This window comes from Methanobacterium spitsbergense, from assembly GCF_019931065.1.
Taxonomy (GTDB): Archaea; Methanobacteriota; Methanobacteria; order Methanobacteriales; family Methanobacteriaceae; genus Methanobacterium_B; species Methanobacterium_B spitsbergense.
In genome coordinates, this window is the sequence record NZ_JAIOUQ010000003.1 from 517,827 (window position 1) to 541,223 (window position 23,397).

Here is a 23,397-nt window from a genome sequence, read left to right on the forward strand (position 1 = left end):
AAAATACCTTAGTACTTATCAAAATAAATAAAATTAAGATCTAAAAATAGATCTTTGAATAAAATGCTATATTGTTTAATTAAGATAAAAAAAGGATGGATATTAGTCGAATACATCCTGACTAGCATCATCCAACCATTCATTGACCAGTTTAACTGCACAGTAACTACCGCACATTGTACAGGTATCAGGGTCTTCTGGAGGTTTAGCATCCCTTATTGCTCTGGCATCTGCAGGACAGATTGCTGCTGCATACTGGCCTTCCCAATCGAGTTTTTTACGGGCATTTGCCATAACTAGATCAAGTTCACCATTATGTATTCCTTTGGCCATATCACCAACGTAAGCTCCAATCCTGCTGGCTATAAGTCCTTCTTTAACATCTTCAGGTCCTGGAAGTGCAAGGTGTTCCGCAGGTGTAACATAACATATGAAATCTGCTCCAGCAGAAGCTGACTGTGCAGCACCTATTGAAGATACTATATGATCATAGGCAGGAGCAATGTCTGTTACTATTGGTCCAAGCATGTAAAATGGAGCATTATTACATAATTTTTTCTGTACCATAACATTGGTTGCTATTTCCTTCAAAGGAATATGTCCCGGTCCTTCTACAATTGTCTGAACTCCTCTTTCCCTTGCTCTATCGACCAGTTCACCAAGAATAATCAATTCCTGAACCTGTGCCCTGTCCGTTGAATCTGCTATAGCACCTGCTCTCATACCATTTGCAAGGCTTATAACGAAATCATATTCTTTAGCAATGTCAAGTACGTATTCATAGTTCTTATATAATGGATTTTCAACTTCATTGTGAACCATCCATGCTGACATGAATGCCCCACCACGGCTTACAAGACCGCCTTCACGACCCTGCCTCTTAAGCCTTTTAAGGGTTTCTTTATTGACAGAGCAGTGTATTGCCATGAAATCTATACCGTCTTTAGCTTGTTTTTCTATGGCCTTAAAGACAGCATCTTCCTCCATATATATTGCAGCCCCATGTTCCCTTATACATTCGATGGATGCCTGATAAAGAGGTACACTTCCAACTGGCAGATCAGATATGCTGAGTATTTTTCTTCTAATGGCATCTAAGTCGCCTCCAACACTGAGCTCCATAAGGGTATCGGCCTTGTTTTCCATAGCTATCATGGCTTTTTTAACTTCCATATCCATATCATTTATATCTGTAGAAGTTCCAATGGTAGCATTTACCTTAGTTCTTAGACCTGCTCCAATACCCACCGGTTTAACATCTCTTCCAACGTTGTTTGGGATCGCTATTGTTCCCTGAGCAACTGATTTTCTGATAAACTCTTCGTCAACATTTTCGATTTTTGCAACCGCTTTCATTTGTTCTGTTATTATGCCCTTTCTTGCATCGTCCATCTGTGTCATAGAATCACCATTCACTTTTTAATTATTACTGCCCAAAGATTCTCTCTGTTCAGTTTAAAATATCAAAATCATTCTAAAGCTTAATTTATTATTAGCTTAACATCAAAATCTATGATTTTACTTTATGTTCAACATAAAAATAGGTGTTGTTAAAGATACATGAAACAAACCAAGGATCATTATGTCGAATGATACTATTAACTTAGTCTTTTTATATTTTACTAGGTTTTCTATTTGATTTTCTGAATATCATAATTATGTTTTAATCTACTAAATTAAATCTATTTCCACATCTTTTCCATTCGATCTCTTACCATATTTTCATCGGGCACATTTGTTTGACATCCTTCAGCTTCTACAATAAATGATGCGACTGAAGAAGCAAATTTACCACAGGTTTCCAAGTCTTCTCCCTTTACATATGCATTTAAAAATCCTGCACGATATGAGTCACCTGCACCAGTTGGGTCAACTGTATCTCTTATTATGGCATCTATTTTTATTTCTTCATCTGTGCATATTGAACTTCCATCTTTACCATGGGTTGTAACAACAATATCAGGCCCAAAATTTATTAGGTCGTCTATAGTCATCTTCAAGGTTTCCTGTATCCTTTTTATCTCATGATGGTTTCCAAATAGTATGTTACATATTTTTAATACATCCTCAAGTTCATTTTTGGAGTACATGTGAAGGTCCTGTCCAGGGTCGAAGGATATGAGCTTTCCTAGTTTATGAGCAACTTCTCCAGATCTCCTGTTAAATCCAGGATCCCCTGTTGCAAGATGTACAGCATTAACAGAGTCAATCGCTTTTTGAGGTGGTTCTGAATTTTTAAATTGAGATGCTGCGCCCCAATAGAAATAGCTTATCTGGTCATTATTGGAATCTGTTAGAACGAATGCAGTTGGAGTTTTTTCATCTTCAATAACTATCATATCTTCTGTATCAATATTGAGATTTTTTAGTTTATCCTCATACTCTGATCTTATGAAATCACTGCCCACTGCAGATATTAGGGATGATTTAAGTCCTAAATTTGATGCAACAACTGCTACATTTGCAGCAGCCCCACCAAATAGTGTACGCATTTTGTTAATTGCAGTGGAAGTATTAGGTTGTGGGAACTCATTTATTTGTATTATATAATCGAATGCTGTATGCCCAATTGCTAGTAAATCTGATTTATTGCTCAATCAATCACCCGCCATATTTTTATTTTTGGAATATTTAAAATTAACCTAATGCATTGTTTGAAATAACTTCAGAAATTAGGAAATAAATTAAACTAAAGTTATAAAGATTTAACCCAAATTTAAAGATATTATACAATATTAAATTTTAATAAAGCCCGAATTTTCTACTATTTTCTGCCCATTTCCCGTTACAAAATCTACAAAATCTTTTAAAACACGATTTTCGGTGTTACATAAAACAAGACTAATTAAATGTTTTGTTTCTTCTTTTAAAATATCTGATCCTTCTGTAAAACTATTATTAAGAAATGTGTAGAGTTTTTCGTCATTTTGAATTGTTTTTAATGCATTATATGGAGATTTAACCAATTTTACTATTTGATAGTTAATTTTCATATTGTCCATGGTATTCCATGCCAAACGCTGTGACGAACCCGGTACTTCTAAAAAATTTTTTCCATTCATATCATCTATTCCTTGGATGTTTCCTTGATTTTGTGACACAAGAACCAGATAATCATATGCAATGGGTATGAATTCTAAATCATGCATGAATGCCCACACAGGATCATCAAGCGTTAAAATATCTACCATATCCTTTTTTGCAAGTTCTAAAGCACTTTCGTCATCGGTTTGATATATGGTTACATCAAGGTGATATTCAGCTGCTAAAACTTCAATAAGTCCGGCTGAGATATAGCCTCCACAAATAACGGGTTTATCCCTTTCTTCCAGCCGTATCATATACTTCTCATATTTATTTAATATTTTATACCCATTTTCTGTCAAACCAGAACCGGCTCCTGTTGTTTCCACCAATCTTAAACCAAACTTTTCTTCAGATTCTCTTATTCGCCGATTTAAAACAGAATGAGAAATTCCGAGCCTTTTTGCAGCTTCTCGCTGAGACCATGTATTAGATACACATTTAAGTGTTTCAAAAATTTTATAACTGAATTCATGACCATTAATAACCATGTTTAGTTTGGGAGAATACTTCATAAGACCACTTTAAACGAAAGATATTTGCATTTTAAATTTATGTTATACTTGCTTTCAATGTATCTATTTCCATCATAGGGTTTTAATTTTTATATGATGATCTACTTGAAATAAATATAAGAACTATAACTTAATTGAAAATATTGAATAAAAAATGAATTAATTTGAAATATATCTTGATTGAAGGTTATTCATGAATTGTATTTAAATCCGTTAAATAATCTGTTATTTAAAAACAATAAACATTCTTATCTGGTGGACAAATGATATTAAACGATGCAATAGAAGAAATAGTGGAAAATATAATGGCAGTTTCGGCTGAAACTAATCAAGAAAGTATTATAGAAATGATGGAAATTTTAACATCCTCCAAGAATGTATTCCTTCTTGGCCAGGGTAGGTCTGGTCTAGTTGCAAGGGCATTTGCAATGCGTCTAATGCATCTTGGAATAAGTGTTTATGTTGTTGGAGAAACAATCACTCCTGCCATAGATGGTGATGATTGTCTTCTAGCAATTTCAGGATCTGGCGAAACAAGTTACATAATAAGTACTGCAAAGATCGCAAAGAAAAGAGGTTCAAAAATTGTTGCAGTGACATCCTATGATGATTCAACCCTTGGAAAAATGGCAGATCTAGTTATACATATCAAAGGCCGTACTAAAGTTGATTCTGAAAAAAATTATATAAAACGGCAGATGAATGGAAAACATTTGTCACTTTCCCCACTGGGTACTTTATTCGAAGTATCAACACTTATATTCTTAGACGCGCTTATAGCTCAACTAATGGATAAATTGGGAAAAACAGAGGATGATCTGAAAAAGAGGCATACTGTACTTGAATAAAATATTCGGTACATTTTTTTCATTTTTTAATATAAAAAATATTTAGAGGGCTATTCTTTTAGGATGTGAATAAATATTGAATCTTTCTCCCCTCATAAATCCAATCATTGTTACACCTGCCTCTTCAGCCACTGAAACACCTGAAGATGTAGGAGCTGCATTGGAAGCTATAATTGGAATGCCAACCCTAGCTATTTTAATTAGCATGTCCGCAGGCATACGGCCACTATAGACTATGAAACTTTTGGAAAAATCATAATTTTCTAGAGCGCCAGCACCAATTACCTTATCTACGGCAACGTGCCTACTGACATCTTCTATAGCAATGAACTTGTTTTCACTAACTAAACCCGCAACATGAGTACCACCAGTTTCTTGCCATATTTTTGCTTCTTTTTTCAACGTATTAAATGCTTCAAAAAGAGCTTCTTTTGAAATTGTATACTCTGATTCAACTTTTCCAATGAATTCGATTTTAGTTCTCCATCCACCAAAACAATCTGAACCCACAACCAATTCTTTTCTTATGTCAAAGTCTACTAAATCAATTTCAGCTTTTATGGTTTTGTCTTCTATGATAATGTCGGTAATATTGTCCACTGATTCTGTTAAACCTTCACCAAGAAGGTAACCCACAGTAAATTCACGAAGTGAATTAGGGCTAATAGAAAATCTTCTTGAAATACTATTATTAATTGTTATTTCAATTTCTTCGTCATTCACAATTGTTTCCATTACTTTGGATGGTTTCCCTTCAAATCTTATTGCATTTACTTGTTTAGACATTTCCAGCATTTTGAAACTCCTAAGAAATCTATGATCTTATCAGATAATACTACTTAGAGGTGTTAATTAGAATAGGTTATATCATTCTCAATTCTCATAAAACTATTCCAAAAAAAATGTATTTCTAATTTAGTCAACAAAAAGGTCCTCTGCCCAAGAAATAGCTGCTGCTACATTAGGAAAACCAATTGTACTTGTGAGTAGTAAAAGAGATTGGTAGATCTCATCTTTTGTTGCTCCAGATTCCATGGCTTGTCTTGTATGGCTATGGACTGCACCTTCTGATCTTATTGCTGCAGATGCAGCTAACTGTATGAGCTGCGAATTTTTTTCATCAATGGGGCCTGTTTCCCTAACAACACGACCTAAATCACTTAATACTACGCCGTACTCCTCAAACCTTTCCCTTATGTTAACGTAATGTTTTGGTAATTCATGACTTTGTTTTTCATCTGACAAATTATACCCTCCATAATTTTAAAAAATTTTTACCTTAATTATATATTCTAACTTTGATGCAATATATTTTAAGAGTAACGAGTTTATAAAATACAAAAACTATACAATAGAATTCAAACACATGCATTTTATTAAGGAGAATTTTAATGAGTAAGATCTTAAATAAAATATTATCCAAGTACAGTGGAGATAAATCAGATTTGATACCAATTCTACAAGATATTCAATCTAACTTAGGTTATTTGTCTGAAGAGGCTATTATTGCGGTTTCAAAATTTGCTGGAATTCCTGAAAGTGAAATATATGGAGTTGCAACTTTTTATACACAATTCAGGTTTACACCAGTTGGAAAAAAACATGTGATGGTTTGTAAGGGAACTGCATGTCATGTTAAAGGTGCACCACAGATAATAGAGGGAATTGAGAGACATTTAGATATAAAAGAGGGAGAAGTTACATTTGATATGGAATACTCTCTAGAATCTGTTGGATGTCTCGGATGCTGTGCACTGGCGCCATGCGCAATGGTAAATGAAGATGTGGAATCTAATCTTACTTTAAAGGATGTTAAAAAGATTTTCTCTCGAATGAAACGGGAATCTAAGAATAATGATTGTAATTAATACGAATGAATAAATATAAATAAATCATTGAAAGGTACCATAATGAATTTTAATCAATTAGTAACGGAATCAGTTGAAGAGTACAACGCATTATTTGAAGGTGATACTCCTATAATATTAGTTGGTTCAGCAACATGCGGAAAATCAGCAGGAGCACAGGAGATATCGATTACATTTAAAGCGGAACTGGAAAAACAAGGAGAAATTGCTAAAGTCATTGATGTAGGATGTATAGGGTTGTGTTATCTAGAACCTGTAGTAACCGTTATAAAGAAGGGAATGCCTGCTATTTTCTATGATGAAGTAACACCAAAACTGGCAAAAAAAATTGTAAAAACCTACATAATGGGCAATGATCCAATGCCTGAACATGCTCTGGGAAGTTTTGGTGAGAAACAAATTGAAGGCATTCCTGAACTATTTAATATACCAGTTATGAAACCTCAAGTTCGCAGAATATTAAGAAACTGTGGATTCATTGACCCTGAAAATATCAAGCACTACATTGCAGTTGGAGGATACACCGGATTAAATAGAGCACTCCAAATTGAACCAGGAGAAGTAATTGAAAAGATAAAACTTTCAGGATTAAGAGGCAGAGGTGGAGCAGGTTTCCCAACGTGGATGAAATGGCAATTTTGTATTGATTCCGATGAAGATGAAAAATATTTAATCTGCAATGCTGATGAGGGTGATCCTGGGGCTTTCATGAATAGATCACTTCTCGAAAGCGATCCGCATTCAGTATTAGAGGGTATTGTTATTGCCGCGTATACTATTGGGGCAAAAGAGGGTTATATTTACTGTAGGGCCGAATATCCACTCGCCCTTGATAGGTTAAAACATGCAATATCTGAAATGAGGGAACAGGGATTCCTGGGAGAAGATATTTTAGGCACAGGCTTTAATTTCAATATAAAAATAAAAGAAGGAGCAGGTGCATTTGTGTGTGGGGAAGAAACTGCTTTAATAGCTTCAATTGAAGGAAAAAGAGGAATGCCACGTACTAGGCCACCTTTTCCAACTACATATGGTCTTTGGGGAAAACCAACTGTGATTAATAATGTAGAAACAATGGCGAGTGTCTCATTGATTATGCAAGGTGGTCATAATCAATTTATTAAATATGGGACAGAGGAGAGTAAGGGTACAAAAACATTTTCATTGGTTGGTAATGTCAGAAATACTGGACTAATAGAAGTTCCATTAGGAACAACTCTTAGACAAGTTATAGATGAAATTGGTGGAGGAATAATTAACAATGGAAAATTCAAAGCTGTTCAGATAGGAGGGCCATCTGGAGGATGTCTTCCTGAGTCATTTTTGGATACAAAAATAGATTATGATTCTTTAACAATGGCAGGGGCTATAATGGGTTCTGGAGGTCTTGTTGTAATGGATCAGACCAGTTGTATGGTTGATGTGGCAAGATATTTTCTGGAATTTATTCAAAATGAATCTTGCGGTAAATGTGTTCCATGCAGACTTGGTACAAAACAGATGCTGGACATATTAACTGATATTACACAGGGAAAAGGTAAATCTGAGGATATGGATCTGCTCCTTGAATTGGCTGAAGGAATTAAGGATGGATCGTTATGTGGATTAGGACAAACTTCTCCAAACCCGGTATTAACTACAATTAAATTTTTTAAAGAGGAATACGATACACATATTAATGAAAAGAAATGTCCTGCCCTTCTCTGTAAAGAATTAATAGATTATCAGGTTATTGTGGAAAAGTGTGAGGGATGTATGCTTTGTCTTAAATCATGTCCTGTGGGAGCAGTATCAGGTATTAAGAAAGAATTACATTCAATTGACAAAGAAAAGTGTATAAAATGTGGAACATGTATTGAACTTTGTTCTGGTAAGTACAATGCCATTGAACGTGTTTCTAAATATTAAATTTTTTTTAAGTTAAATCAATTATCAGCATGAATCAGTAAAATAAGGTTCTCTATTCTGAATTGCCTCTAAAAAAGCTTGTTTTAGTTTTTTATTTGATAATCCACTACGCATAGGTTCTATTAGATCAACAAGGTTATCATTTCTTAGGAGACATGGTTTTATCTTGCCATCGGGAGTTATCCTAAGCCTTGTACAGTTTTTGCAGAACTCTGTGTTATCCATTGGTCTAACAATTTCTATTTCTCCACCATCAACAAAGTATTTTTTTCTATCCTGCATAAATTTTCTAATTTTGACATGATTAGAAATTTTATGAAGTTCATCTTCAAGTTCACCCATATCAAAATGGTATTCTTCAAAAAATTCAGATTCTTGGCCATTTTCAGTTTTTAAGAGCTCTATAAGTTGTAGTATTGCTCCATTATTCTTGCAAAAATTGAACATATCCCATATTTCGTTGTCGTTAATTCCCTTCATAACCACCATGTTAACTTTAACTGGATTGAGCCCGGCTTCAACTGCCTTTTTAATTCCTTCCATGGCATTTTCCATATAATCTCTTTTAGTGATAAACTTGTAGGTATCAGGGTTCAATGTGTCAAAACTAACATTAACACGTGTAAGTCCTGCATTATAAAGGTTTTCTGCGTATTTGCCCAGCAATATACCATTTGTTGTAAGAGAAATATCACGAAAACCAACCGATGATATTTTGGCCACAATATCAATAATATCTTCCCTTATTAATGGTTCTCCTCCAGAAAGTCTTATTTTGTCTATTCCAATTGATTTTGCAACCTGTACTATTCTTTTAATTTCATTGGATGTCATTTCATAGTCTTGTGGGACTATACCGTCATGGTGGCAGTAGAAGCACTTTACATTGCAGCGATTCGTAATTGATATCCTCAAGGATATCATGGGCCTTTTGAACTTGTCAGTTACCTTTTCTGCTATATTACTTTTTGTCATGGTCATCTCTTATCAGAAGTTCAATTTTTTCAAATTCATTGGCCCCAAATTCATCTGTTTTGAGCGATTTAACCATTCCCAGTATTGTTTCTTTAACAAAATTTCTAACGAATGGATTCAAAGGTATAACATTATTATCTATCTTGAGAAGTACCTCGTCAGATTCTGCCTTACATGTGGTTGCATTGTGAATTCCATTTATCTTTGCTTTAACAAAATCGTTGCAACTATCAAAGCCACATTTTTTACAATTAAGATCTTTGATCATTCCATAGCTTCTTTCTAATAAAAGATCTACAATTGATTTCAGTTTTAGATCATCCATTTCCTTTACTTTAACATTTGCAATGGTATATTCATCGTTGATATTTGAAGTAGATATTTTAGCATACCGGGATGTTTTAAATCCTTCCAATACTACAATATCCAGATTTTCAATAAAGTTCATTGTACTTAAAACGTTATCCCAACTCATTCCTTCATTCATTGTGAAAAAAGTTTCTTCCCCAATACCTGCTACAATTGCAGCTCCTGCTTTTTTATGTTTCCCAGTATCGCTATCTGACATGTCAAAATGATGATGTGAATGTTTCACTGTACCCACTTCAAATCCCCTTTCAACCAGTTCTCTAACGATTTGGGTTACTAAAGTAGTTTTACCTGTATTTTTGGTTCCGATAACTGCGATGATCTTCATGCTACACCTTTAATAAATACTATTTCATAGAATATTTTATCGTATCTACTTTCATAATGTTACTTAAATATATATGATGTTAGGATATATGTCATTGTAGAATACTCATTTTATGATTTGTATTTATTTAGTATAAGAAAAGTTTAGGATTATCAATATTTATTAACCTGATTAAAATGAATAAAAATGAAATAAAGCTCAAAATTGACGGTTTAGAAGTAAAAGCAGAAAAAGGAAGTACTATACTACAAACTGCTCTTAACAATAATATTTACATTCCTAACCTGTGTTTTTATCAGGGATTGGAACCATGGGGGTCATGTAGACTTTGCATGGTGGAGAATGAAGAAGGTCGTCTTATAACTGCATGTGAAACCGCGGTACAAGATGGAATGAATATTATTACAGAAAATACCAGGATAAATAGAGTGCGTAAACTTTCAGCAGAGTTGTTAATTGCTAATCATGAAGTAGACTGTCTTACATGTAGAAAAAATGACAATTGCAAACTTCAAGAAGTAGCAGCCTACTTAGGCATTAACAGGGAAAATCTTGGAAGTTTAAGAAGGCAGGTCAATAAAATTTCTATGGATGATTCAAATCCCTTCTTTGATCGTGATCTGAAAAAATGTATTCTCTGTGGAATATGTGTAAGAACTTGTAGTGAAATTTTAGGAGTCAATGCTATCGACTTTGGTTTTAGAGGGTATGAAAGTAAAATAACAACGTTTGCTGACAAACCGCTCATAGAATCAAACTGTGTTTCGTGCGGAGAATGTGTTGTTGCATGTCCTGTGGGAGCTTTGGTTCCAAAAGAAACTTTAAAACCTTCAAGGGAAGTTAAAACAGTATGCCCTTATTGTGGGGTGGGATGTAACATACATCTCGGAGTAAGAGGAGATCAAGTAATAAATGTAAGGGGAGACATTGATAATTCAGTTAATAAAGGTAATTTATGTGTTAAGGGTAGGTATGGATACAAATTTATTAACCATCCTGACAGACTATCTAAACCAATAATTAAACGAAATAATACCTTTGAAGAAGTTGAATGGGAACAGGCATTGGACTATGTAGTTGAAAGATTTTCAGAATATAAATCTAATGAATTTGCAGCTATATCCTCTGCAAGATGTCTAAATGAAGATAACTATGCTGTTCAAAAATTCACAAGGGCAGTTATGGGCACTAATAATGTGGATAACTGTGCAAGGTCATGTCATGCTCCGTCAGTGGCAGGATTGGCTAAGATATTCGGTAGCGGTGCAATGAGTAATTCAATAGATGAAATTAAAGATTCAGCATGTTTATTTGTCATTGGAACAAATCCAACAGCAAGTTATCCGGTAATAGGGCTTCGTATAATTGAGGCTGTAAAAAATGGCGCAAAGCTCATTGTAGCAGACCCAAGGAATATTGATCTATGTAAACATGCAAACATAGTTTTAAATCAGATTCCAGGTACGGATGTAGCTCTTTTATCTGGAATAATGAAGATCATAATTGATGAAGGACTTCAGGATGAAAACTTCATAAAGGAACGTTGTGAAAACTACGATGAATTCAAAGAATCTCTTAAAGAATATGATCTGGATACTGTAGAAGTCATAACTGGGATAAATAGGGAGATAATTATCGAAGCAGCAAAACTGTATGCAACAACAAAACCTGCCTCAATACTCTATTCACTAGGTATAACTGAACACACCCATGGAACAGAAAATGTTTTTGCATTGGGTAACCTTGCACTTCTAACAGGTAATATGGGAAAACCTTCTTCTGGAGTTAATCCTATAAGGGGTCAGAACAATGTTCAAGGCGCATGTGACATGGGATGTCTTCCTGATGTATTTCCTGGTTATCAGAAGGTAGAAGATCCAGAAACAATCATACATTTTGAGGATGCTTGGGGGGTAGAATTAACTAATTCTACTGGGTTGAAGTTTCCGGAGATGCTAGAATCAGCAAAAAATGGAGATATCAAGGCAATGTACATTGTGGGTGAAAATCCAGTTACAAGTGAACCAGATACTGATAACATAAAGAATAGTCTTCAAAATTTAGAGTTCTTAGTCGTCCAGGATATATTTCTAAGTGAAACAGCACAGATGGCAGATGTAGTTCTTCCAGGATGCAGTTTCGCTGAAAAGGATGGAACATTTGCCAATTCTGAGCGTAGAATTCAAAGGGTGCGCAGTGCAATCAATCCAATTGGTGAATCCAAACCTGACTGGTTAATAACTTGTGAAATCGCTCAGAGATTTGGTGCAGAAGGATTTGAATATAATAATGCAAGTGAAATTTACAAAGAAATAGCAGAAATAGCCCCAATCTTCAGTGGTATTAACTATCAAAGGATTGATAAAGAAGGGATACAATGGCCATGCAACGATGTGAATGATATGGGAACGCCAATTCTACATACAGAAACTTTCAAAACAGAAAATGGAAGAGGAAAATTTATTCCATTGAAATACAGGCCTTCAGCAGAACTTCCTGATGAGGAATACCCTTTGATACTAACCACAGGCCGTAATATTTATCACTATCAGACAAGTACAATGACTGGGGTTGTTGATGGACTTAAAAAGCTTTATGGTGAAGATTATATTGAAATGTGTTCAGATGATGCTAATAAAATTGGAGTTGAACACGGAGAGAAGGTTAAAGTGATTTCAAGAAGAGGTGAAATTGAACCAAAAGTCAGGGTCACTGATAGTTGCCTGTCTGGAGTAGTTTTCATGACATTCCATTTCAGTGAGTCAGCTACCAATATTATAACCAGTGCGGCTTTAGATCCAATCTCTAAAACTCCTGAATTTAAAGTGTGTGCAGTAAGGGTGGAGAAGATAAAGGGGTAAAATCTAAATAAATTGAGATAATACTTTTCATTAATTTTTTTATTTCTTTAAATAATAATAGTATCAGCATATTTTAAGGGTATTGTATTTCAAAATATTGCATTTTCCATGTTTTTTTATCTTTCCTGTACCCTCTTCAGCAATAATATAACAGTTTGACAACAATATTGATTTATTTATCCCTGCTTTTGTTCTTATGGGATAAACAACACCTGTATCATCTTTAAAATTGGCCCTTATTACATTATACTTATCTGGGGATGATCTTATGTTTTCTCCTGCTATTGCTGTGATAAAGTTAAATTTTTTGTTTATCTTCTGCATTTTAAGAATATGGTTTCTAACGAATATATCGTATTGGACCGCTACAGCCACAGGGTAGCCAGAAAGCATGAAAACAGGAGTTTGTTTGATAATTCCAAAACCAAATGGTTTTCCAGGTTTAATTGAAACTCCATGGATTGGAACATTTCCAAGATCTTCAACTATGTCAACTATTAAATCTCCTTTACTTATTGCAGTTCCACCTGTTGTTATAACAGCGTCGTATTTGTCCACAGCTTCTTCAACAGCTAGAATAAGCTGTTTAGAATCATCAGAACATTGTTGAATATGTGCTACTGCCATTGAATCTTCGATAACTCCTTTTAAGGCAAATTTATTTGAATTAATAATTTTTCCAGGAGTTAATTTTGTTGAAGGTTCAACAAGTTCGTTCCCTGTTATTATAACGCCAATTTGAGGTTTTTTATATACTTCTATCTCATTATATCCTGCAGATGCAATAACAGATAAATGGTGAGGACCAAGAATTTGGTCGTCAGAAATGATTAATTCTCCCTTTTTAAGGTCTTCTCCCTTTAATGCTACATCATTGTTAGAATTTACAGGGGACACAATTTTTATTTTGCCTCCTTCATACTCAACGTTCTCTTCCATTATAACTGCATCTGACCCCATAGGCATTTTGGCCCCTGTTGCAATTTTTATTGCCTGGCCAAATTCAATAACATGATTTGAAACATCTCCTGCACCAATTTCTTCAACAACCTTCAAATACCTGGGTTCAGTTTCTGATGCTTTTGAAACGTCATCTGCAATTACAGCATATCCGTCCATTGCAGATCTGTTGAATGGAGGAACATCTATCTTAACTTCAATTTCCTGTGCCAGAACTCTTGAATTTCCATTTTGAAGATTAATTAATTCTTTTTTTGTATTCCATTCAAGTTTTTGGATTATTTCAAATGTTTTTTGAACGTTTAATAGGTTTTTGTGATACATTGATAACACCTGAGCTTTATTATATAACTACAATTTGTGTTGTTCATATTTGAAAAATATGTTCATAAGTGAAATCTTAATATAGATTTTAAAATAGGTCATAAATTTTATGTTAAATTTAGATATTTTTTAAAATTAAGGTATAAATTTTTTATATTTGATTACGAAATTTAAGTGATAATATCCAATTAAACTAAAAAATAGCATTATAAACAAATTTTTAACAAAATTTAATGGGATTAACTTGTTAAATTAAAATTTAAGACATTGTATGTTTATTTAATCTAAAAATTTTAGTGTTGTTACTACACATCAATATTTAAATTTTTTGTTTTGGTTTTAGTAGCAATTTATATATTATATGTGGTGAAATGTGTATTTAACACACATGGTGTCCACATGCCGAAACATATTATATCAGGATTGAAATATCTAACAGCAGTTGAACTCATAAGAGAGGGATACAGTCAAAAAGAAGTTGCAAAAATTTTAGAAATGGACAGATCAACAGTTTCACACTATTTAAACGGTAGAAATCTGTCATGGAATTCTATAGAGTTTGCAGAGAAAATTACAGAGTTATGTCCCAAAGACTTCTTAATATTGACTTATGCCCTCATGCATGAAAAGGCAAGGATTGTAGTAAAGACTTGTTCAAACAGTGAATACAAAGGAATAATTAAAGAAACCTGTATTGGTTGTGGGCTTTGTGCAGACATTTGTCTCATGAAAGCCATTGTGTTAAACGATCTCAAGGCACAAATAGATTCTGATTGGTGCTGTGGGTGTCTTATATGTGGTGAATCTTGTCCCACAAACTCAATAGAAATTTTGGAGGTAAAAAATGATTTCTAATACGAAAGAGGTCCAAGACAGAGACTTTGAAATATCAAGGTCCGCTGAAGAAAAACGTGAACTTCTTTACAAAGACGATATCTGCATTGGTTGCGGCATATGCGAAAAAACATGTCCTGTTGATGCAATTGAACTAGGCTCAATTGGTGCAATAGTAAGAACAGACGCTGACGTACCAAAAATAGTATGTGATAAGGATAAATGCGTACTCTGTGGTATGTGTAGTGTAGTGTGTCCAGTTGATGCATTAGAATTTAAAATTAATGATGAAGATATCAAAGATATGGAAGAATACCCTAGTTTAATATCTTCAGCAGAAATTGATGATGAAACATGTATATATTGCAAAGCATGCGAAACTGCATGTCCTAGAGAATCAATAACAATAGCAAGGGAGCTGCCTGAAAGATCCAAGCTCGTTACGGGTGAAATTGAAATCGATAAGGAAACCTGTATAGACTGTGGAATTTGTGAAGAAATGTGTCCAGCAGACGCTATAACAATGGAACACAAGCTACCAACATCAGACGATCCTTCAGTATCTTCTGATATAAATGTTGACAAAGAAAAATGTGTTTACTGTCTCATATGCAAAAAATCATGCCCTGTTGATGCAATTAAAGCTGTATGCAGATCATGTTCATATGGTGAATACGATCTAAACCCTGAAGACTCTGAAACCACTGGAACTTCATTCATAGATCAAGAAACATGTGTTAAATGTGGATGGTGCCAGGAAATCTGTCCAGTTGATGCAGCAACAGTTGTAAAATCATTCGAAGGTGAATTAAATATAGATCAGGAAAAATGTCAGGCATGTGGAGCATGTGTAGATATATGTCCTGCAAACGTACTTTCATTCCCTGCATCCAGCAAACCTGGAAATCAGCCTGAAAAGGTAATGTCCGACGAAAATTACTGTATTTACTGTGGCGCTTGTGATAACGTATGTCCTGTAGATGCAATCGAAGTTAAAAGAACAAATGTTAAACATACACCAACTAAATCAAAATCCTGGGAAAAGCAGATGGAATCTCTTAAAAGTTAGATTTGAGGCGATATAATGGCGGAGATGGAATTAAAAGTAAATCAAGATAATTGTCTTGGATGCGGAGTATGTGTAGTTGCATGTCCTGTAAATGCATCCATAAGCAATGAAGTAGCAGGTGGCCATGGATCTAAAACCACTGAAACAATCATGATGGTTGAGAACGGGTTTATTAAACTATTCAGCCCAGACAAATGCACAAAATGTGGAACTTGCCAGTTGTTCTGTCCAACAGACGCAATATGGTTAGAATGAGGTGTTATTATGACTTATGTTGAAAAACCCACCGTTTCTAATGTGGTAAAATTGGACGATCCAAACGTTAAAAATGTTAGTAAATTAGAAGTAATGCTCAATACAGGAACCGATATATATCAGGGAGCTTGTAAAAAGCGAGGATCAACACTTAAAGATGAATACCGAAAAGTTGCAGGTATTGCCTACATGGATCCAAAAGACATGGCAAAACTGGGAGTAGCAAACTGGGATAGTGTAACTGTAAAAACTGATTGGGGAGAAGTTGTTGTTTACGCAGCACACTCAAGGGACGCACCACACGAATCAATGATATTCATACCAAAAGGCCCATGGGCAAATGTTATTGTAAGTCCTGAAACTTACTGCTGTAACGACCCAACTTACAAAGGAATCGATGCTACAGTTGAAAAATCTGATGACGAAGTCCTTTTAATGGCTGATCTAATGAGATCAGTGTATAAAAAATACGTTAACAAAGATAAGAATGTAAGCGAGCTCCCTTCACTTGGAGAGATGCCAGTCTACAGGAAAAAATAAGGAGGTAATAAAATGGCATACGAAGAACCTGTTACTGATTACGATCACATGGTAGAAAATTGTACATGTGCATTCTGTGGAAGTAACTGTGATGATTTAGATATCCTGGTCAAGGAAAACCATGTTGTCGGTGTAAGACATGCATGCAGATTAGGTGCAAGTAAAATCATGGAAGACGAGGACCAGAGACTACTAGTTCCTATGGTGAGAGATGAAACCGGAGAACTCGTTGAAGTTGACTGGGACACAGCACTAGACAAAGCAGCTGGACTCTTGGCAAATTCTGTGAGACCATTATTATACGGTTGGAGTGAAACATCCATAGAATGTATGAAAAAAGGATTAGAACTTGCAGAAGATATTGGAGCTGTTATAGACAACCAAGCAACAATCTGCCATGGGCCAACTGTACAGGCTGTGCAGAACGTAGGATACCCCCTTATGACATTAGGTGAAGTTAAAAACAGAGCAGATATGGTAGTTTACACTGGAAGTAACCCAATGAACGCTCATCCAAGACACCTTGCAAGGTATACCACATTCCCAAGGGGATGGTTCAGACAGAGAGGAAGATTTGACAGAACCCTTGTTACATGGGATCCAAAATTCTCAGACACTGCAAAGATGTCAGACATATGGGTACCATTTGAAGAAAACGGTGACTATGGATTTGTAAATGCAATAAGAGCTGTTTTAAAGGGTAAAGAACTTAAAGAAGATGTTATTTCTGGAATACCTAAAGAAGACATAGTTGAACTAACTGAAGCTATGAAAAATGTTGAATTTGGTGCCCTTTTCTTCGGGCTTGGATTAACCCACACACTATCAAAACAGAGAAACATTGATATAGCAATCCAACTTGTTCAGGATTTGAATGCATATACAAAATGGGTTCTACTCCCAATGAGGGGTCACTTCAATGTTAATGGATTTAACATTTTCCTCTCCTATGAAATGGGATTCCCATACGGTGTTGATTTCTCCAGAGGATATCCAAGATACATGATAGGTGAAACAACCACAATTGATCTTCTTAACAGGAAAGAAGTAGATGTATTCCTAGTAATTGCTGCAGATCCAGGAGCTCATTTCCCTGGTGGAGCAAACATGCACCTTGCAGAAATACCTATGATACAGATAGACATACACTGGGGACCATCCACAGAACTTGCAGATGTAGTACTTCCTGGAACTTTCATTGGTTTGGAGACAGCAGGAACCAGTTATCGAATGGATTCAGTTCCAATTCACATGAAAAGCGCCATAGATCCACCTGAAACATGCAGAGAAGATGAATGGATCGTGAATGAACTACTTGAAAGAGTTAAAAAGATAAAAGAGGCTAAATAGGTGATCTCATGGAATACATATTAAAAAATGGAATAGTATATGATCCAACAAACAGTGTAACAGGTGAGAAGAAGGACGTAATGATCAAAGATGGAAAAATCGTTGATAGAGTTTCTTCAGATGCCAAAATACTTGATGTTACAGACAAACTTGTTATGGCTGCCGGAGTAGATGTTCACGCCCATATTGCCGGTCCAAAACTATGTGTTGGTAGGCTTTACAGACCAGAAGATGAAAGAAGAGGAGTCGTACCTAAAACGGATATAACAAGAGCAGAAACAGGATTTTCAATACCTAGCTGTTCTGCAACAGGATACCGGTACTCCAGAATGGGTTATGGAACTGTTACTGAAGCAGCAGTGCCACCACTCGAAGCAAAACACACACACGAAGAAATAATGTCCATACCAAATATAGATGTTTCACCATTACTTCTCTTTGGAAACAACTGGTTTGTTATGCAGTATGTAAAAGAAGGAAACATTGAAGATCTTGCAGCATTCGTATCTGCATGGCTCAAAATAGCAAAATGTTACGGAATGAAAGTAGTTAATCCATGTGGAAGTGAAGCATGGGGTTGGGGTATGAACGTACATGGAATTGACGATCCTGCACCACACTGGGGCGTAACAGGTAGAGAAGTTGTAAGGGCATTAACACAAGTCAACGAAATGTTAGGACTACCTCATTCAATGCATGTCCACCCTAATGACCTCGGACACCCAGGAAACTATCCAACAACAATAGGAACACTGGATGCTGTTAAGGATATTAAGAAAAACCCATCTGTCACCAGGGATCAAACAATACACTGTACTCATCTTCAGTTCCATTCATACGGCGGTACAAGTTGGAGAGATGCTAAATCAGGTGCAGAACCAGTAGCAGATTACATAAATAAAAATAAACATGTAACATGTGATATTGGTCAGATAACATTTGATGAAACCACAACCATGACTGCAGATGCACCAATGGAATACGATCTGTACAAAATAAGCGGTTTAAAATGGGCAAATAAGGATATTGAACTCGAAACAGCAGCTGGTTTAATACCTATCATATATTCACCAAAAGCTCCAGTGTCTACATTGCAGTGGGCTATTGGATTAGAGTTATTCCTTATGATAAACGATCCATGGCAAGTTGTTCTTACTACAGACAGCCCTAATGCTGGTCCATTTATCAGATACCCAAGAATTATTTCTTGGCTCATGAGCAGCGATCGTAGGAATGAAATGATGGAAAATGGTGAAGTACATAAATGGGCAAGTAAAAGGACTTCATTAGCAACACTTGATAGGGTTTATGACTGGAATGATATAGCAACTGTAACTAGATCCGCACCTGCTAAGATATTAGGACTTGATGAGAGAGGACATCTTGGAGTAGGAGCAAATGCTGATGTAGCGGTTTATGATCTTGAACCAGAAAACTTCGATGCAACCAAAGCTGCAAATGCTGCAGTTGTTGAAGATGTGTTAGGCAGAGCTTTATACACACTTAAAGATGGAGAAGTTGTTGTTAAAGATGGTAAAATAGCAAAAGTAGTTCCAAGCAGACACTTGTGGTCTAATATCCAGGGATTCGAAGAACAAGAGAAAAAGGTACTTGAGAATATTATGCCTATGTTCAACAGGTATTACACTGTCAAGTTCGAGAACTACAAAGTACATGACCACTACGTTGATCCTGATGTTGAATTCAAGATTGACGCAAGTAAATAAGGGGTGTTTAGATGAAAACAATAACATTAACTTTAAAGGAGTTTTCCAGCATAGCCCTGGAATTTGATGAACTTAGGCCAGATGATGTATACACCTGGACAAAAGAAGATTTTGAAAAATATCAGGTACCTGTAGGTAACTCTAAATTTCCATTATCCAACTATTTCGACATAGAAGTTGAAGGAGAAGCTGAAGGTCCTGAAGAAGTCAAAATGATCCTAAATGGTGATATGGGCCGAGTTAAATACATCGGATGCGGGATGACAGCAGGAGAAATACTAGTAGATGGTGACGCAGATCTTCATGCTGGTGCACAGATGGAAGGAGGTTCCATAAAAATAAATGGTAACGCAGAAAGTTATGTCGGTAGGGAAATGACTGGCGGAAGCATTGAAGTCATGGGAAACGTTAAAGAATACTGTGGAACCTCATATATCGGTGAATGGAGAGGGATGAGTGGAGGAATAATCAACATCCATGGAAATGCAGGCAAACAGCTAGCTGATTGTATGTCCGGCGGAGAAATATATGTCGGTGGTAGTTGTGATATACTTGCAGGCATTCATATGACCAAGGGATATATTGAAATTGGTGGAGATGTAACCCGATGGCCTGGCGGTCAGATGAAAAACGGTACCATTGTAATTAAAGGTAAACTGGACAGTCTCCTTGAAGGTTTTGAATCTGAAGGAGTATTTGAAAATCCTGATCTCGATGGAAAACAGTTAACAGGCAAATACATAAAATACAATGGTGACATTGGAGTAAATGGAAAAGGAACTTTATGGCTTAATGCTGAGAAAAACAGAGACTTATTATAAGTCTAATTTCTCACCTTTCTATTTTTTTTCTATTTTTTAAAATTAATATAATTTAAAAAATTAAAACTTATTTATGCTTTAAGATCCTTATTTTAATAGGTGAATCCTCATGGAAAAAGAAATGAATTTAAAAGCTGAAGAAGCTTTGGATTATATAAAAACCAATGTTAAAAATTACGATGTCCTTGAAATATCCTATAACCGAGTTTTTATTCCTGGTGAAGTTCTGGATATTTTTGCTGATGAAAATTTAGATAGTCTTAGACTTCTTTTAAAAATGAATGGTGAAACTATAAAACAGACCGTAGAAATGGATCTTGTGGAAATAAAAGATGATATTGTTGAGATAAGGCACATAACTGATGAAACATCTACACTTTTAACTATTGAGGAATAGGTGATTTTATGATCGAAACAATGACCATGGACTGTGATGAAGCAATAGATTATGTACGTGAGAATGTAAAAGTCTATGATACTCTTGAATTGTCATATAATCGTATTTTTACTCCGGGAGAGGTCATAGGTATTGATACTACGGAAGAATGCGGGGATAAGGCATGCAAATTAATGATTCAAATTGCTTCCCAATTAGGCACAACAGTGGATGTAGATCTGGAAGATTTAAAGGATGATCTGGTTGAAGTTAAACACACACCTCAGGATAGTAAAAAAACTACGATTATAATCATTGAAAGGTGTGAAACTGACCTTTAACTTTTTACTATTTTTTAATTATAACATAGATATTTATACTATTTTAAAAGTGCTAAATTTTAATCGCATGCTGGAAAACTTCATATGGAATTGTAGGACTCATTTCCGTCTATAATTTTCACATTAAGCGATTTAAAACTTATATAAACTTTTTTTCCCTTTTCAATGTCGAGTATATCGAAGGAACTTGGGGTGATTATGCTCTTGAAAAGAGTTTTATTCACAAGTGCTTCAACCCATACTGTTGGACCTATTTTTACAACATCCTGAACTGTTCCTATTATCTGGTTTCTTAATGAAGATACAAAAGCTTCATTTGATAGAATGATATTTTCTGGTCGTATTGCAACCAAAACATTTTCAGGGTCTGATATTATAGGATCAGAACTTCTGATGAGTAGACCATCTCTGAGTTTTACAGTGGTTATTCCATTTTTAGTTTCAATAGCAGTTCCGTCGAAGACATTATGAACTCCTACAAAGTCTGCAACAAAATTGTGAGAAGGTTTGCTGAATACTTCCTTTACTCTACCCTGTTGTAATAATTTTCCATCTCTCATTACAGCTACATGCTCAGCTAAATTCCAGACGTCATTAAAATTATGAGAAACATGTATACATGTAGTTTCATGGTCTTCAATTGCATTTTTAATTAACCTTGTCATATACGCGTGAGTGCTTACATCAAGTGCACTGAATGGTTCGTCCATAAGGAGTATGTTTGGTTCAACTATGAGAGATCTTGCTATTGCAACTCTCTGTTTTTCACCCCCACTCAGGGTTTCGGAATGTCTATCGAGTAGATGATCAATTTTTAGCTGTTCGGCCAAGACATGAACCTTGGAGTTTATTGTATCATTATTAGAGGTGATTTTTTTGAGGCCATAAGCTATATTTTCAAAAACATTCATATTAGGAAATAAGACATAATCCTGATAAACTATGCTTATTCCTCTATTTTCAGGTGTTAAATTTGTTATATTCTTCCCTTCTAAGTATATTTCTCCAAAAGTAGGATTATAAAATCCTGCTATTGTTTCTAAGAGAACAGATTTTCCAGATCCAGTTGGTCCTATAATAACTAGATAATCATTCTTTTCAACTTGTAAACTCAGGTCTTTAAGATGGAACTCGCCCAAGTCAACGCTTAAGTTCTGTATATCTAGGAACATTCGATCACCATCTGTAATAAATTTATAATATTATATTTCATATATACTGCTCCTTGGCATACCTTTCAAGGAAGAATATTGCTATGAATGATATGATTACAAGTAATATTCCGGCTGTGATCGCCATGTTAATATTTCCAAAGGACAGGTTTAAATAAAGGGCAATTGATAGGGTTTCTGTTTTTAGGTAAGTTCCCCCTGCTACGAAAAGTACTGCTGCAAAGGTTCCTATACACCTTGCAAGAGTAACAACACCTCCTGCAAAAATACCATTTTTTGCTAATGGTATGGTAATATTTCGTAGTGTTTCAAATTCACTGTAACCCAAACTTCTCGATACAAATTCATAACGTGGATTAATATAGTTAAATGTCGAATATAATATTCTAACGGCATATGGGAACGCAACAAAAAATTGGGCCACAACTATACCGGTTGTGGTGAATATAATGTACACATTAAACATTCTAAATGGTTCACCAAGTAGTGTATTTCCAAAGAGCATTAAAAGTGCAATGCCAATTACTATTTCGGGTAATGCCATGGGTATGTCTAAAATAATTTTTACTAATGTTTTTAATGGGAAAGAATATCTGCTCAATGCATAGGCAGTTGGTAAAGCAAAAATCATAACTATTGTAGCTGCAATAAGTGAAGTAGTAACTGTGAGCTGTAGGGCGTAAAGCATTTCATATGATAAAATAGAATTGATAATATCATTCGGACTAATAATTACAAAAAGACTGCCTAATAAAATGAAAAGCAGTGCAGTTAATAAAAAAGAAATGGAAATAAAGGTTATTTCAAGCTTGGTTCTCATTTTATCTCCTCTAATCCAATAATTGTATAGCGCTGCTTTTAAGCTTGTCACT

The 23,397-nt window shown here is 35.1% G+C and carries 23 protein-coding genes; 13 read left to right on the plus strand and 10 right to left on the minus strand.

The genetic code is table 11. The features are described from left to right. Nucleotides 1-102 precede the first annotated feature (102 nt). The 3 genes from thiC to K8N75_RS03840 form a co-directional block, all read right to left on the minus strand. Nucleotides 103-1,401, minus strand: coding sequence for a phosphomethylpyrimidine synthase (gene thiC / locus K8N75_RS03830; protein ID WP_223790791.1), 1,299 nt, complete (start codon nucleotides 1,399-1,401; stop codon nucleotides 103-105). A 281-nt stretch (nucleotides 1,402-1,682) separates the two neighbouring features. Further along, the gene (locus K8N75_RS03835; protein ID WP_223790792.1) at nucleotides 1,683-2,597 is read right to left on the minus strand and encodes a carbohydrate kinase family protein; all 915 of its coding nucleotides are present in this window, start codon (nucleotides 2,595-2,597) and stop codon (nucleotides 1,683-1,685) included. 138 nt (nucleotides 2,598-2,735) lie between these two features. Beyond that, nucleotides 2,736-3,599, minus strand: a complete 864-nt coding sequence (locus tag K8N75_RS03840; protein WP_223790793.1) for a LysR family transcriptional regulator — start codon at nucleotides 3,597-3,599, stop codon at nucleotides 2,736-2,738. Between the two features lie 263 nt (nucleotides 3,600-3,862). Between K8N75_RS03840 and hxlB the strand changes: the two genes are divergently transcribed. Further along, entirely contained in the window at nucleotides 3,863-4,447 is a 585-nt protein-coding gene (hxlB, locus tag K8N75_RS03845; protein WP_223790794.1) for a 6-phospho-3-hexuloisomerase, read from the plus strand. A 42-nt stretch (nucleotides 4,448-4,489) separates the two neighbouring features. Here the strand turns inward: hxlB and fdhD are convergent, their stop codons facing one another. Together fdhD and K8N75_RS03855 are read right to left on the minus strand one after the other, a co-directional pair. After that, a complete protein-coding gene (fdhD, locus tag K8N75_RS03850) occupies nucleotides 4,490-5,242 on the minus strand; it encodes a formate dehydrogenase accessory sulfurtransferase FdhD (RefSeq protein WP_223790795.1) in 753 nt (250 codons plus the stop codon). Between the two features lie 120 nt (nucleotides 5,243-5,362). Beyond that, on the minus strand, nucleotides 5,363-5,692 hold the full coding sequence (locus tag K8N75_RS03855) for a carboxymuconolactone decarboxylase family protein (protein WP_223790796.1): 330 nt from the start codon (nucleotides 5,690-5,692) through the stop codon (nucleotides 5,363-5,365). Nucleotides 5,693-5,838: 146 nt separating this feature from the next. On the opposite strand from K8N75_RS03855, the gene nuoE reads away from it, so the two are divergent. Together nuoE and K8N75_RS03865 are read left to right on the plus strand one after the other, a co-directional pair. Next, nucleotides 5,839-6,315 carry an NADH-quinone oxidoreductase subunit NuoE gene (nuoE, locus tag K8N75_RS03860; protein WP_223790797.1) on the plus strand — a complete coding sequence of 159 codons (477 nt, stop codon included), beginning with the start codon at nucleotides 5,839-5,841 and terminating at the stop codon, nucleotides 6,313-6,315. Between the two features lie 42 nt (nucleotides 6,316-6,357). Continuing rightward, on the plus strand, nucleotides 6,358-8,223 hold the full coding sequence (locus K8N75_RS03865) for an NADH-quinone oxidoreductase subunit NuoF (RefSeq protein ID WP_223790798.1): 1,866 nt from the start codon (nucleotides 6,358-6,360) through the stop codon (nucleotides 8,221-8,223). 24 nt (nucleotides 8,224-8,247) lie between these two features. On the opposite strand, the gene moaA is transcribed toward K8N75_RS03865, so the two are convergent. Further along, the gene (moaA, locus tag K8N75_RS03870; RefSeq protein WP_223790799.1) at nucleotides 8,248-9,198 is read right to left on the minus strand and encodes a GTP 3',8-cyclase MoaA; all 951 of its coding nucleotides are present in this window, start codon (nucleotides 9,196-9,198) and stop codon (nucleotides 8,248-8,250) included. Continuing rightward, on the minus strand, nucleotides 9,185-9,895 hold the full coding sequence (gene mobB / locus K8N75_RS03875; RefSeq protein ID WP_223790800.1) for a molybdopterin-guanine dinucleotide biosynthesis protein B: 711 nt from the start codon (nucleotides 9,893-9,895) through the stop codon (nucleotides 9,185-9,187). Before mobB ends, moaA begins: the two co-directional genes overlap by 14 nt. 176 nt (nucleotides 9,896-10,071) lie before the next feature. Between mobB and fdhF the strand changes: the two genes are divergently transcribed. Continuing rightward, complete coding sequence (gene fdhF / locus K8N75_RS03880; protein WP_223790801.1) at nucleotides 10,072-12,756, plus strand: formate dehydrogenase subunit alpha; 2,685 nt, start codon at nucleotides 10,072-10,074, stop codon at nucleotides 12,754-12,756. Between the two features lie 63 nt (nucleotides 12,757-12,819). Here fdhF and K8N75_RS03885 read toward each other — a convergent pair whose 3' ends face one another. Further along, nucleotides 12,820-14,040 (minus strand): molybdopterin molybdotransferase MoeA, encoded by a 1,221-nt coding sequence (locus K8N75_RS03885; protein ID WP_223790802.1) that lies wholly within the window; start codon nucleotides 14,038-14,040, stop codon nucleotides 12,820-12,822. A gap of 399 nt (nucleotides 14,041-14,439) precedes the next feature. On the opposite strand from K8N75_RS03885, the gene K8N75_RS03890 reads away from it, so the two are divergent. From K8N75_RS03890 to K8N75_RS03930, 9 genes are all read left to right on the plus strand, one after another. Next, nucleotides 14,440-14,895, plus strand: a complete 456-nt coding sequence (locus K8N75_RS03890) for a 4Fe-4S binding protein (RefSeq protein WP_223790803.1) — start codon at nucleotides 14,440-14,442, stop codon at nucleotides 14,893-14,895. Continuing rightward, nucleotides 14,885-15,943 carry a tungsten-dependent formylmethanofuran dehydrogenase subunit FwdF gene (fwdF, locus tag K8N75_RS03895; RefSeq protein WP_223790804.1) on the plus strand — a complete coding sequence of 353 codons (1,059 nt, stop codon included), beginning with the start codon at nucleotides 14,885-14,887 and terminating at the stop codon, nucleotides 15,941-15,943. Before K8N75_RS03890 ends, fwdF begins: the two co-directional genes overlap by 11 nt. Before the next feature lie 24 nt (nucleotides 15,944-15,967). Further along, a complete protein-coding gene (locus K8N75_RS03900) occupies nucleotides 15,968-16,198 on the plus strand; it encodes a 4Fe-4S dicluster domain-containing protein (RefSeq protein ID WP_223790974.1) in 231 nt (76 codons plus the stop codon). Nucleotides 16,199-16,207: 9 nt separating this feature from the next. Continuing rightward, nucleotides 16,208-16,738 carry a molybdopterin dinucleotide binding domain-containing protein gene (locus K8N75_RS03905; protein ID WP_223790805.1) on the plus strand — a complete coding sequence of 177 codons (531 nt, stop codon included), beginning with the start codon at nucleotides 16,208-16,210 and terminating at the stop codon, nucleotides 16,736-16,738. Between the two features lie 12 nt (nucleotides 16,739-16,750). Continuing rightward, nucleotides 16,751-18,088 (plus strand): formylmethanofuran dehydrogenase subunit B, encoded by a 1,338-nt coding sequence (locus K8N75_RS03910; RefSeq protein WP_223790806.1) that lies wholly within the window; start codon nucleotides 16,751-16,753, stop codon nucleotides 18,086-18,088. 8 nt (nucleotides 18,089-18,096) lie between these two features. Beyond that, nucleotides 18,097-19,815 (plus strand): formylmethanofuran dehydrogenase subunit A, encoded by a 1,719-nt coding sequence (locus tag K8N75_RS03915; RefSeq protein WP_223790807.1) that lies wholly within the window; start codon nucleotides 18,097-18,099, stop codon nucleotides 19,813-19,815. A gap of 11 nt (nucleotides 19,816-19,826) precedes the next feature. Continuing rightward, complete coding sequence (locus K8N75_RS03920; RefSeq protein WP_223790808.1) at nucleotides 19,827-20,636, plus strand: formylmethanofuran dehydrogenase subunit C; 810 nt, start codon at nucleotides 19,827-19,829, stop codon at nucleotides 20,634-20,636. Nucleotides 20,637-20,745: 109 nt separating this feature from the next. Beyond that, nucleotides 20,746-21,033 carry a DUF2097 domain-containing protein gene (locus K8N75_RS03925; protein WP_223790809.1) on the plus strand — a complete coding sequence of 96 codons (288 nt, stop codon included), beginning with the start codon at nucleotides 20,746-20,748 and terminating at the stop codon, nucleotides 21,031-21,033. Between the two features lie 8 nt (nucleotides 21,034-21,041). Then, nucleotides 21,042-21,353 (plus strand): DUF2097 domain-containing protein, encoded by a 312-nt coding sequence (locus tag K8N75_RS03930; RefSeq protein WP_223790810.1) that lies wholly within the window; start codon nucleotides 21,042-21,044, stop codon nucleotides 21,351-21,353. Between the two features lie 80 nt (nucleotides 21,354-21,433). Here the strand turns inward: K8N75_RS03930 and K8N75_RS03935 are convergent, their stop codons facing one another. Both K8N75_RS03935 and K8N75_RS03940 read right to left on the minus strand, forming a co-directional pair. Then, a complete protein-coding gene (locus K8N75_RS03935; protein ID WP_223790811.1) occupies nucleotides 21,434-22,525 on the minus strand; it encodes an ATP-binding cassette domain-containing protein in 1,092 nt (363 codons plus the stop codon). A gap of 37 nt (nucleotides 22,526-22,562) precedes the next feature. Continuing rightward, complete coding sequence (locus K8N75_RS03940; protein WP_223790812.1) at nucleotides 22,563-23,345, minus strand: ABC transporter permease; 783 nt, start codon at nucleotides 23,343-23,345, stop codon at nucleotides 22,563-22,565. Nucleotides 23,346-23,397 lie beyond the last annotated feature (52 nt).